This window comes from Ruegeria sp. YTSC003, from assembly GCF_059609785.1.
Map to the genome: position 1 here is coordinate 13,100 of NZ_JBXWMK010000007.1, position 12,384 is coordinate 25,483.

12 protein-coding genes are annotated in these 12,384 nt (G+C 58.3%); 11 read left to right on the forward strand and 1 reads right to left on the reverse strand.

The features are described 5' to 3' along the window. Positions 1-41: 41 nt before the first annotated feature. The 11 genes from AC2FFH_RS13800 (at position 42) to AC2FFH_RS13850 (ending at position 11,541) form a co-directional block, all read left to right on the forward strand. The gene (locus AC2FFH_RS13800) at positions 42-1,658 is read left to right on the forward strand and encodes an acyl-CoA dehydrogenase family protein (protein ID WP_496770128.1); all 1,617 of its coding nucleotides are present in this window, start codon (positions 42-44) and stop codon (positions 1,656-1,658) included. Between the two features lie 44 nt (positions 1,659-1,702). Continuing rightward, positions 1,703-2,596: a tRNA 2-thiocytidine(32) synthetase TtcA gene (ttcA, locus tag AC2FFH_RS13805; RefSeq protein WP_496770130.1), complete on the forward strand. Its 894-nt coding sequence runs from the start codon at positions 1,703-1,705 to the stop codon at positions 2,594-2,596. A 71-nt stretch (positions 2,597-2,667) separates the two neighbouring features. Further along, positions 2,668-4,200, forward strand: coding sequence for a putative bifunctional diguanylate cyclase/phosphodiesterase (locus AC2FFH_RS13810; RefSeq protein ID WP_496770133.1), 1,533 nt, complete (start codon positions 2,668-2,670; stop codon positions 4,198-4,200). Between the two features lie 123 nt (positions 4,201-4,323). Then, positions 4,324-6,153, forward strand: coding sequence for a membrane protein insertase YidC (gene yidC / locus AC2FFH_RS13815; RefSeq protein WP_496770135.1), 1,830 nt, complete (start codon positions 4,324-4,326; stop codon positions 6,151-6,153). Further along, on the forward strand, positions 6,150-6,887 hold the full coding sequence (locus tag AC2FFH_RS13820; RefSeq protein WP_496770137.1) for an MOSC domain-containing protein: 738 nt from the start codon (positions 6,150-6,152) through the stop codon (positions 6,885-6,887). Before yidC ends, AC2FFH_RS13820 begins: the two co-directional genes overlap by 4 nt. Then, positions 6,884-7,537: a ribosome biogenesis GTP-binding protein YihA/YsxC gene (gene yihA, locus AC2FFH_RS13825; protein ID WP_496770139.1), complete on the forward strand. Its 654-nt coding sequence runs from the start codon at positions 6,884-6,886 to the stop codon at positions 7,535-7,537. The genes AC2FFH_RS13820 and yihA overlap by 4 nt, the downstream gene beginning before the upstream one ends. Beyond that, complete coding sequence (locus AC2FFH_RS13830; protein WP_496770144.1) at positions 7,534-7,902, forward strand: DUF2946 domain-containing protein; 369 nt, start codon at positions 7,534-7,536, stop codon at positions 7,900-7,902. Before yihA ends, AC2FFH_RS13830 begins: the two co-directional genes overlap by 4 nt. Positions 7,903-7,969: 67 nt before the next feature. After that, entirely contained in the window at positions 7,970-9,373 is a 1,404-nt protein-coding gene (locus tag AC2FFH_RS13835; protein ID WP_496770146.1) for a PepSY-associated TM helix domain-containing protein, read from the forward strand. Positions 9,374-9,478: 105 nt separating this feature from the next. After that, positions 9,479-10,342 carry an acetylglutamate kinase gene (gene argB, locus AC2FFH_RS13840; RefSeq protein WP_058272395.1) on the forward strand — a complete coding sequence of 288 codons (864 nt, stop codon included), beginning with the start codon at positions 9,479-9,481 and terminating at the stop codon, positions 10,340-10,342. Between the two features lie 18 nt (positions 10,343-10,360). Further along, a complete protein-coding gene (locus AC2FFH_RS13845; protein ID WP_496737509.1) occupies positions 10,361-11,047 on the forward strand; it encodes a ferredoxin in 687 nt (228 codons plus the stop codon). Beyond that, a complete protein-coding gene (locus AC2FFH_RS13850) occupies positions 11,044-11,541 on the forward strand; it encodes a SixA phosphatase family protein (RefSeq protein WP_282120553.1) in 498 nt (165 codons plus the stop codon). The genes AC2FFH_RS13845 and AC2FFH_RS13850 overlap by 4 nt, the downstream gene beginning before the upstream one ends. 48 nt (positions 11,542-11,589) lie before the next feature. Here AC2FFH_RS13850 and AC2FFH_RS13855 read toward each other — a convergent pair whose 3' ends face one another. After that, positions 11,590-12,381 carry an amino acid ABC transporter ATP-binding protein gene (locus AC2FFH_RS13855; RefSeq protein WP_058272392.1) on the reverse strand — a complete coding sequence of 264 codons (792 nt, stop codon included), beginning with the start codon at positions 12,379-12,381 and terminating at the stop codon, positions 11,590-11,592. Positions 12,382-12,384 lie beyond the last annotated feature (3 nt).

Sequence of the window (12,384 nt, forward strand, 5' to 3'; positions counted from 1 at the left end):
ACATGCGCTGAACACTTGAACCCGTACTGCCCGAGGTTCAGATGACATCCGACGCCCGCCATTCCCTGCCGACACATGACGTATTGAATCAGCCGCCTGTGCGCGGGGATTCTAACCTCTGGTCTTCAGATCCCGTCCTGCGAAACGCCGTGCATTTCACGGGCGGTCGCGAAGCGCCTCTGGCGGCATATGGGGATACCTTGGGTCGGGTGAAAACCCGTGAGCTGGGGCGTGAGGCCAATCGGCACCTCCCCAAACTTCGATTGTTCGATCAGGGCGGTAGGCGCCTGGACGAGGTACGATTTCATCCCGCCTATCATGATATGATGCAGATCAGCCAATCTGCCGGCTATGCCGCCTTGGCCTGGGACGGTCAGTCGGGCGGCCACACGACCCACGCCGCGATGATGTATCTGGCCAGCCAGGTCGAGCCCGGCCATTGCTGCCCTTTGACCATGACCTACGCGGCCATCCCGGCGCTTGCCGCAAATGAACAGATCGCCTCCGTGTGGCGACCCAAGCTCATGGCGCGCAGCTATGATCCGGCGACGAAACCGATCGAACAAAAGGCCAGCGCCACATTGGGCATGGCAATGACCGAAAAACAGGGCGGTTCGGACGTGCGCGCCAATACCACCATCGCTACTCGAGACGGCGAGCACTGGCGTCTGCGCGGGCACAAGTGGTTCTGCTCGGCCCCCATGTCGGACGGATTTCTGACCCTTGCGCAAGCGCCGGGCGGGCTGACCTGTTTTCTCGTCCCACGCTGGCTGGACGGTGAACGCAACGCCATTCACCTGATGCGGCTCAAGGACAAGCTGGGCAACAGATCCAATGCCTCGTCCGAGATCGAATATCACGATGCACTGGCTTACCAATTAGGCGACGAAGGCGCGGGTGTTCGGACAATTATCGAGATGGTCCATCACACCCGGCTGGATACGGCCGTGGCCCCGGCAGGCCTGATGCGCGCAGCACTCATCGAGGCGCATGATTGGGTCACCCATCGCAGCGCCTTTCAGCGCCGGTTGATTGATCAGCCCTTGATGCGCGCTGTGCTGGCTGATCTCGTGTTGGATTGGGAAGGTGCCCTGACTTTGGGGATGCACGTCGCGCAAGCGTTCGACAGCCAATCCCCCGAGGATAGGGCTTTTGCCCGCATCAGTGTCGCCTTGGCCAAGTTCCTGAACAACAAGCGGTGCCCTGTCGTTGTGGTCGAGGCGATGGAGGTGTTGGGCGGCATGGGCTATGTCGAAGACACGCCCATGCCCATGCTTTATCGCGAAGCCCCTCTGAACGGCATTTGGGAGGGGTCGGGAAACGTGATCTGCCTCGATATTTTGCGAACGTTGTCCCGCGACCCGCTAGCCGCTGAGGTTCTGCAGGCTGAACTGGATTCAGCCGCGGGCAGCGACCGAGGTTACGACGTCGCTCTCAAGGCACATCGCGACCGGTGGCCCGGAATTCCCCCGGAAGGCGAGGCCCGCTGGTTTGCTGAGAACACAGCACAATTGCTAACGGCCTCTCAACTGCTGCGCCACGCGCCCCCGGCAGTTGCGGACGGCTTCATTGCAACGCGCCTGTCAGGCCACAGCGGCCGTATCCCCGGATCCGTGTCCAGGCTGGATACGGACGCCTTGCTGGCACGCCTGGGCTGACCCGGCCACTTGCCCGGTTGCCTCAACTGCTGTAGGGGCTGCGCATGTTTGACGAAGCTGACGATATCCACCCGCTCTTTGCCGGCGCGCCCTCGACCACCGAGTTCAAAAAGCTGCGCAAACGCATCGTGCGCCAGACCCGTGAGGCCATTGAGCAGTACGGGATGGTGGACGCTGCAGCGCATAACAAGGACGGAAAACCACCCCGCTGGCTGGTCTGCCTTTCGGGAGGCAAGGACAGCTATACCCTGCTGGCGATTCTGTACGAACTGAAATGGCGCGGTCTGCTGCCCGTTGATTTGCTGGCTTGCAATCTGGATCAGGGTCAACCCGGATTTCCGGCTACCGTTCTGCCCGAGTTTTTGGAACGCATGGGTGTTACGCATCGCATCGAATATCAGGACACCTATTCCATCGTCATGGACAAGGTTCCGCAGGGCCGCACCTTTTGCGCCCTGTGTTCGCGCCTGCGCCGAGGCAACCTGTACCGCATTGCGCGGGAAGAGGGATGTTCGGCCGTCGTACTGGGCCATCACCGCGACGATATCCTCGAGACTTTCTTCATGAACCTGTTCCACGGCGGGCGCTTGGCCACCATGCCGCCCAAGCTGGTGAACGAAGAAGGCGATTTGTTCGTCTTCCGCCCCCTCGCCCATGTGGCAGAGGCCGATTGCGAGAAATTCGCGACCTCGATGAACTATCCGATCATCCCCTGCGACCTCTGCGGCAGTCAGGATGGGTTGCAACGTCAGCAGGTCAAACAGATTTTGGATCAGTGGGAAAAGAACAGCCCCGGACGCCGTCAAGTGATGTTCCGGGCTCTGACAAATGCGCGTCCGTCGCATCTTTTGGACCCAAAATTGTTTGATTTTCAAAATCTTGCACTCAGTCCAAATGAAAATGACGAAAATTCGGGCGAAATTCCTCAGCTCCGTTAACGAGTGACTCAGATTGGTTTCCTAGGGTCGACCTGAGCGTTTCAAACGCAAGGTAGAGGCCCGAAGATCCGATGTGGAAACATATCTCAGTCAGCAGAATTTTTGACTCTCTTGCCATGGTGCTAAGCGGCCCGCCCGCCTTAGCCTTCGCGCCTGCGATCAGTCTGGCCGCGTATTGGATTGGTGGAGAGCAGGCATTGGTTGTCGTGGCACTTGCCCTGCCGCTTGTGTTTGCCGCGGTTTCAACCGCGCACAAGGCCAGCAACCGGGAAAAAGACGATAACGGCCTCATGTCTCTCGACAGGTTTGCCGCCGAGATGGAAACGCTGTTCGCGGAAAACCAACGCACCGGTCACGAGGCTGCCTGCATGGTTGTCGAATTGGACGGCTTTTCTGAGTGTCTTGATCTGCACGGCAATGCGGCAGGAAACCTGATGGCGGAGCAGTTCCGCGACCGCGTTCTCTCTGTCATCCGCTCACATGACATTGCCGCAGGTCTGGACCAAGGCAAGATTGCAATCGGCCTGCGCGCCGCACAGAATCTGGATCTGGAGGCTTGCATTCAGATGTCCGGGCGCATTCAGGCCGCCGTTGATGAGCCGATCATACTGAATGGAACCAGCGTTTACATGTCATGCTCTATCGGGTTTTGCCTGCAATCCACGGTGCCCGACATCACCTTTGCCGAATGGATCGATGCTGCCAACGCGGCCTTGGCCGAAGCGCAAAGAAACGGTCCTGCAACCATCCGCGCCTTTTCATCTGAAACGCAGCGGCGGGCACGCGTGCGCGCCAACCTGCGCAATGAATTTATTGCGGCCTTGGATAGTGGCGAAATCCGCCCATGGTTTCAGCCGCAGATTTCCACAGACACCGGCCACGTTACCGGGTTCGAGGCGCTTGCCCGTTGGGAACACCCGCAGAAAGGCGTGTTGGGACCGCTGGTTTTCCTGCCTTTTGCCGAACAAGCCGATCTGATGGAACGCTTGGGCCAGGTGATGCGCCATCACGCTTTCGCCGCCATGCACCAGTGGAACCGTGCCGGTGTCATCGTGCCCCGGATTGGCGTAAATTTCTCATCAGAGGAATTGCGCGACCCGGCGTTGATCGACCGTCTGAAATGGGAGCTGGATCAAAATGACCTGACGCCCGACAGATTGACCGTCGAGATTCTTGAAACAGTGTTTTCCAGGCGGCCCGATGACGTGATCACCCGCAACGTGATAAGCATGTCCGAGCTCGGCTGCTACATTGACCTCGATGATTTTGGCACCGGCCACGCCTCCATTGCGTCGATCAAACGCTTTGACGTCTCACGCATTAAAATCGATCGGTCCTTCGTGGCAAAGGCGGATCGGGACGCAAGCCAGCAGCAGTTGGTCAGCGCGATTTTGACCATGGCGGAACGGCTGAATGTCGAAACTCTGGCCGAGGGGGTCGAGACACAAGGCGAACATGCCCTCATGGCGCAACTGGGCTGCGACCACGTGCAGGGGTTTGGAATTGGCAGACCCATGCCCTTTGAAAAGACGTTGGACTGGATGGCCGCACATCAAAACAAACTCAACGGAATGCCAAAAATCGGGCGTCAGGCACGTCCTTAGGCGCGAATTAACGCCACAGAACCCCAATCGGTGATGAATTACAGGGCGATTCCGCTTGACCTTTGGGCCCGCACTCTGTTGAACCCAGCGGGTGTCTTTCACTGCTTAAGGTGGCTGTCCCCGATGGACGATCAGAACAAGAACCTCATCCTCGCAACCGCGCTCAGCTTTCTCGTGATCCTGGTTTGGTTCGTGCTGTTTCCACCTCCCGAGCCGACGACCGCACCGGAATCTGCCGAGATCAGCGCAACTGATGGTACAGACGTTCAGACCCCAAGCGCTGCTGGCACCAACACAGTTGGTGAAGCAACCGCAGACGCCACCGAGATTGAGCCCGATGCCCAAGCACCTCGGGTCGAGATTGAAACACCGCGCCTGAAAGGCAGCCTATCCCTGTCCGGCGGTCGCATCGATGAGTTGTTCCTGAAAGACTACAAAGTTTCGATAGAAGAAGGCGCACCCATTGTTGAGCTGCTGTCGCCCGTTGGTTCAGAATCGGCTTACTATGCCTTGTACGGATGGGCACCGGGCGCAGGTGTTGCTGGCGCTGACGTCCCCGGCCCTAATACGCTGTGGACCGTCGAAGACGGCGAAACCCTGGGGGTCGATACTCCGGTCACTCTGAAATGGGACAACGGCAAGGGCTTGACATTCCGTCGCAACATTGCAGTGGACCAGGACTATATGTTCACCGTCACCCAGTCGGTTGAGAACAATACCCAGGCCGAGGTCGGTATGGCCCCATACGGCATCCTGGCCCGTCACGGCATGGGTGAAGACGGCGACCTGCCCGATCTGAAGAACTTCTTCATCCTGCATGAAGGCGTTATGGTCATGGCTGACGGCGTTCTAGACGAGATCGACTATGGCGATGTGCGCGACTTTGACATTGACCCGAATGAACGTGCGCAGGCCGAAGTTTTCCAGATCAAGGAAGGCGGCTGGGTCGGCTTTACCGATCACTACTGGATGACCACTCTGATCCCTGCAGAGGGATCTGCTTTCAAGGCTGCAGCAAAATACGACGCGCGCCGCAAGATCTATCAGACCGAAACGGTTCTGCCGACGCTGACTGTTGCGCCCGGAGCAACTGAAGAAGTCACCACCCAACTGTTCGCGGGTGCCAAAGAATGGGAAACCATCCGCGAGTATCAGGCTGACGGTGTACAGAAGTTCGTCGACAGCATCGACTGGGGTTGGTTCTATTTCCTGACAAAACCGATCTTCTGGCTGCTGCACAACATCAACGCCCTGATCGGAAACATGGGTTGGTCGATCATTGGCCTGACGCTGATCATCAAGGCGATCCTGTTCCCGCTGGCGTACAAGTCCTACGTCTCGATGGCGAAGATGAAAGAGCTTCAGCCGCAGATGGAGGCTATGAAAGAAGCCGCAGGCGACGATCGCCAAAAGATGCAGCAGGGCATGATGGAGCTGTACAAGAAGGAAAAGGTAAACCCGGCTGCGGGCTGTTTGCCGATCCTTTTGCAGATCCCGATCTTCTTCTCACTGTACAAGGTGATCTTCGTCACCATCGAACTGCGTCAGGCCCCTTGGTTTGGCCCGTTCCAGGACCTCAGCGCACCTGATCCGACCTCGATCATGAACCTGTTTGGATTGCTGCCCTTTGCCGGTCCGCAGCCCGAAACCTTCATGGCGCTGATCTTCATCGGTATCCTGCCGTTGCTGTTGGGGATCTCGATGTGGTTGCAGCAAAAGCTGAACCCGGCACCAACTGACCCGACTCAGGCGATGATCTTTGCCTGGATGCCTTGGGTGTTCATGTTCATGTTGGGCAGCTTTGCAAGCGGGCTGGTCGTTTACTGGATCGCGAACAACACGATCACGTTCACGCAGCAATATCTGATCATGCGCAGTCAGGGTTATAAGCCTGACGTGTTCGGCAACATCAAATCCGGCTTCAAGCGGACGCCCAAAACGGACGACAAATGAATGCAGAGGTAACCCATATCTGGCGGCATCCGATCAAAAGTCATGGTCGCGAGGCCCTCCAGACCGTTTTAGTGACCCCCGGGCAGACCATGCCCGGGGATCGCGTTTGGGCGGTCGCGCATGAGGCGTCGAAAGCGGATGGCTCTCAATGGGTGCCTTGTGCCAATTTCAGTCGTGGGGCGAAAGCACCGCAACTTATGGCTATCTCGGCCCGGCTGAATAACGACACGATAACTCTGACACATCCGGATCGTCCGGATCTGACCTTTGATCCGGATGGGGAACAGCAGGTCTTTTTGGACTGGGTCCAGCCGTTGATGCCTGCGGATCGGGCGGCGTCAGCCCGGATCATCCGAGTGCCGGGTCGCGGCATGACTGACAGCGATTACCCTTCGATCAGCCTGTGCAACATGGCATCGCACCGCGCGGTCGGGCAAAAGCTTGGCAGCGATCTGTCGATCCAGCGCTGGCGTGGCAACATCTGGTTCGACGGTCTGCCCCTGTGGGAAGAATTCGACTGGCTGGATCGCGAAGTACAAATCGGTGAGGCCGTGTTCCATGTCAAAGAACGCATCAGACGCTGTTTGGCGACAACGGCAAATCCGAAAACCGGCGTGCGCGATGCGGATACGCTGGGCACATTGAACAGCTGGGGCCATCAAGATTTCGGCGTTTACGCCGAGGTTGTCCGAGGCGGCGCAATTTCAGTTGGCGATAAGGTTCATCCGTTATGAGCACCCTACCCTTCCCACTGGTCGAAGACCCGGACAAGTTCGCGCTGGAACGTGGTCGAAAATTGTTCGCGGGACAATCCGAGTTTGTCAAAGGCGTGGTCGCCATGAACGGCCTGCCGACCCCTGACCGGCTTGAGGTCTGCTTTGCCGGACGTTCAAACGTAGGAAAGTCCAGCCTGATCAATGCGCTGACCGGCTCCAAGGGTCTGGCACGCGCGTCCAACACTCCGGGCCGCACGCAAGAGATCAACTTTTTCACACAAGGTCCCGAGCTTTATCTGGTTGACCTGCCCGGATACGGCTACGCCAACGCCCCGGTGAAGGTCGTTGAAAAATGGCAACGGCTGCTGAAACAGTATCTAAGCGGCCGCCAGACTCTGCGCCGGGCCTTTGTCCTGATTGACTCGCGTCATGGTGTGAAGCCGGTCGACGCCGAAATCATGAAGCTGCTGGATTCCAGCGCTGTTACTTTTCAATGCGTGATGACCAAGGCGGACAAGGTCAAGGCCAATGACCGGCAGAAGGTGTTGGATCAGGTACGCGGCGCATTGTCCAAGCACCCGGCGGCATATCCGGAAATCGTGCTGACGTCGGCCGAAAAGGGTGACGGTATTCCAACCCTTCGTTCGATCATCGCACATCTGGAATGATCCGGATCGGCCGCACTTTCCCAATCCTTACATTGCTGGCAGTTGTGCTGACCGGCATGATCCCGCAGGGCTGGATGCCCGCGATGGGTAATGATGGGAAAGTGCTGCTGGTGATCTGTACTGGCGATGGAACAGTCGAACAATGGGTTGACCTGAACCCCGGCGATCCTGTGCACGACGACACGGATTCGCGCGCAATGTGCCCATTCGCGGGTCTAACGGCGGATACACACCTGCCGTCAGTCGGTGAGATTGTCCCTTTTGCGGTGAAAATCCAGCCACGCTGGATCCATCGTGATTTCACCCATCGCAGTGCCGGGTTCTACGCCCGCTATGATGCGCGGGGGCCACCCTTCTTCTCCTGATTCACCTCAACACTTTTGAACCCGTGCGCGCGCTGCGCGGGGCAGTAGTCGAATCCGGAGAACAAAAATGGCACTGGACAGCCAAAACCTGGGGGACACCCCGGCGCAGAACGCTGCTGCGCAAAAATTCTATTTCGCCGCCTGGCGGTGGCACTTTTATGCCGGGATCTTCGTCATCCCGTTCCTGATCATTCTGGCAATAACCGGACTAATGATGATGTTCATCACCCAGTTGGACGGTCGCGACGGCGAAAAAATCGCTGTGGACGTCCACGGGCAAGCGCTACCGGCCTCACAACAGGCCCTTATCGCGCTTGATGAGGTGCCCGGCACGGTCGTCGAATGGATCGGCCCCAAAGCCGATAATCTGGCCACTGTGTTTCGCATCAAAACCGAAGAAGGTCAGCGTCTTGTCGCCGTCGATCCTTATGCCGGAGAGGTTCTGCAGGTCTGGGATCGCCGCGCCGGATGGTATGATCTGGCCGACAACATCCACTCGACCCTTCTGATTGGCACAACCGGAGACCGCATTATTGAAATCGCAGCGGGGCTGAGCCTGCTTTTGGTCTTTACCGGTATTTACATGTGGTGGCCGCGTGGAAACACCTTGGCCGCTTTTGTGCCCAATCTGCGCGCCCGCGGCCGCGCATTGTGGCGGTCGCTGCACGCTGTGATTGGGTTCTGGATGTCCGGGCTGTTGGTGGTCTTCCTGATCTCGGGCCTCTCCTGGGCCGGCGTCTGGGGCGGCATGATCGTCCAACCCTGGAGCAGCTTTCCGGCCGAGAAATGGGACAATGTGCCCCTGTCAGATGACGTCCACGCCAGCATGAACCACGGCCACCAGAATGACGTCCCATGGGCGTTGGAGCAAACGCCCATGCCCGCCTCTGGGTCCGAGGCCGGGATCGACGGTGTCCCACAAGGCACGCCGGTCGATATCGACGCGCTTGTGGCCCTTGGCACCGCTTTGGACATAACAAGCCGGTTCCGTGTGGCTTATCCCAGCGGTGAGGATGGTGTCTGGACCCTGAACCGCGACAGCATGAGCAGCGACTCGACCGATCCGGTGAATGACCGCACTGTCCACGTGGATCAATTTACCGGCAAGATTCTAGCGGATGTCCGGTATCGGGATTACTCGGTGATGGGAAAATCCATGGCCATTGGGATCCCGTTTCACATGGGCTTGATGGGCATGTGGAACTTTGTCCTGAACCTGGTGTTCTGCCTGTCCGTCATCTTTGTCTGCGTCTCAGGCGTTGTGATGTGGGTTAAACGCCGGCCTCAACGAGCCGGGCGTCTGGCTGCACCGCCAATGCCTGCCGAGCTGCCATTGTGGAAAGGGGCTGTCTTGATCGGCTTGTTCACCGCGATGGCCTTCCCTCTAGTGGGCCTGACCTTGCTGGCTGTACTGGCCGTCGATTTGCTGCTGATCAGCAACATCCCGGCGATGAAACGCGCGATAAGCTGACACACAGACAGCCGCATCCGGGCAACCGGCGCGGCCCTATGCGCGATCCGGTCTTGGCAGAACTGCGCAAAGGCCCTAACACGGGTTCCCAGAGGGACTGCAGCCATGAAGACAAGAGACATGAACCGGGACTGGATCGCCACCGCCGCAACGCTGAACAGCGCACTGCCATACCTGCAACGCTACGACGGCGCTATTGTCGTCATTAAACTTGGCGGCCACGCCATGGGCAGTGACGAAGCCATGGAAAGCTTCGCACGCGATGTCGTCCTGATGCGTCAGGTCGGGGTGAACCCGGTTGTCGTGCACGGCGGCGGTCCAATGATCAACGCGATGCTGGATAAGCTGGATATCCAGTCCGAATTCGTGAACGGCAAGCGTGTCACCGACAAAGCAACCGTTGAAGTAGTTGAGATGGTGTTGTCCGGCCTCGTGAACAAGCGCATCGTGCAGGCGATCAATGGCCAGGGCGGCTCGGCCGTGGGCTTGTCGGGCAAGGATGCGCAGTTGATGACTTGTGATCAGACCGATGAATCCCTGGGTTTTGTCGGAAGTCCGGCAGAGATGAACCCGAAAATCCTGCATGACCTGTTTGCCCATGATGTAATTCCTGTCATCGCCCCGCTGGGTGCGGGCCGGAACGGGGAAACCTTCAACGTCAATGGGGATACTGCCGCTGGTGCTATTGCATCCGCGCTAAAGGCCGATCGACTGCTGCTGTTGACCGATGTCTCGGGCGTCAAAAACGCAGCCGGGGACGTCGTGACCGAACTAAAGGCGGGTCAGATCCGCGAGATGACGCTGGACGGCACCATTGCGGGCGGCATGATACCCAAGACCGAAACGGCTCTGGACGCGCTGCACAGCGGGGTCCGTGCCGTGGTTATCCTTGACGGACGCGCGCCCAATGCCGTCTTGCTTGAACTTTATACGGAACACGGCGCAGGGTCGCTGATCCGACCGGACTGAGCCTTTGGCGGAGGAGACATGACCAAACGCCATCCCCCCTCCTCTGACCCGGCAGCGCTTAGCTATGCTGATATCGAAAAGGCTGCACAGGACGTTGGCCTGATCATCATGGGCGTGCTGCACCCTCGCGTTACAGACGCCAAGCAGTTGGAAGACGGCACGCTGATCCTGTTGGGTGCAGGGGGGGCTTTCTGGCCTGCCCTAAAATCCTCGCCTGAATGGCAAGGCAAGGACCCGGTCGACCGCTGGTCGTCGCGTGTGGTGGGGCAGATGGCACAGGACTTATCCGCAACAGCCTATTTTCCGTTTGGCGGCCCGCCCTATACGCCCTTTATCGACTGGGCATTGAAATCGGGACGCACGTTCAGCAGCCCGGTGGGCGCTTTGGTGCACGATGAGGTCGGCATGATGATCTCGTTCCGGGGTGCGTTGCATTTCATCAACGAAATTCCCATACCCGCTCCACCTGACGCGTCCCCCTGCACCACCTGCGCCGCCCCCTGCACCCAGACATGCCCTGTCGGCGCTCTGAACAGTCGGGATTTTTATGATGTGTCGACGTGCCATGGACACCTGTCCACTCCTGAAGGGCAAACCTGCATGACCGGCGGTTGTCTTGTGCGGCTGTCCTGTCCTCTCAGCTCGGGCGCCGCGCGTGATCCCGAACAATCTGCGCATCACATGAGAGCGTTTCACCCGTCATGACCCGCACTCTGATCCTGACACGCCATGCGAAATCCAGTTGGGACAGTCCGGCCCTTGCCGATCATGATCGCCCGCTGAACAAGCGCGGGCGCAGGTCGGCCCCGGCGATTGCGACGTGGCTGCGTGAAAACGACTGGCTGCCGGATGAAGTTCTCAGCTCAAGCTCGGTCAGAACCCGCGAGACGTGGGAGAGGATGGGTCTGCAGGCAGATACCGTTTGCTTTCAGCGAACGCTTTATCATGCCGACCCCGCAGATATGCTGCTTGAATTATCGGGCGCAACGAAACAAACCGTATTAATGCTGGGCCACAATCCCGGCATTGCCGCTTTCGCGAACCAAATCGTTAAGCACCCGCCGGATCACGCCCGGTTCTACGACTACCCAACCTGTGCAACAGCTGTGATCCGCTTTGACATTGCGGATTGGTCCGGCGTCCGGTGGCATAGCGGCGATGTGCAGGGGTTTGTTATTCCTCGCGAGTTGCTGGAATAGAAAAAGGCGAGGCCAAAGCCCCGCCTTTTCCTGAATTGGTAACCGGGTTCAGTGCCCCAGAATCTGGCTGAGGAACAGCTTGGTCCGCTCGCTCTGCGGGTTGTTGAAGAACTCTTCCGGTTCGTTCTGTTCCACGATCTGACCGGCATCCATAAAGATCACGCGGTTGGCGACCTGACGAGCAAAGCCCATCTCGTGCGTGACGCACAGCATGGTCATGCCTTCCTCGGCCAGCTCGATCATGGTGTCGAGCACCTCTTTGATCATCTCTGGGTCCAACGCCGATGTCGGTTCATCGAACAACATGATCCGCGGCATCATGCACAGCGAGCGGGCAATCGCCACACGCTGCTGCTGACCACCTGAAAGCTGACCGGGATACTTATCCGCCTGTTCAGGGATTTTCACCTTTTCCAGGAAGTGCATCGCGCGCTCTTCGGCCTCTTTCTTAGGCGTCTTGCGCACCCAGATCGGGGCCAGCGTGCAATTTTCCAGAATGGTCAGGTGCGGGAAAAGGTTGAAGTGCTGGAACACCATGCCAACCTCGGACCGGATCTTGTCGATGTTCTTGAGGTCATTCGACAGCTCGGTCCCATCCACCATGATCGTGCCCTGCTGGTGTTCCTCCAGCGCGTTCAAGCAACGGATCAGTGTGGACTTTCCGGAACCGGAAGGCCCCGCGATCACGATCCGCTCGCCCTGATTGACGGTCAGATTGATGTCGCGCAGCACGTGGAAAGATCCGTACCACTTGTTCATGTTGTTGATTTCGATGGCGACCTCGTCGCTCACCTGCATCTTCGAGCGATCGATTTGACGGTCAATTGCAAGTTCAGACATATG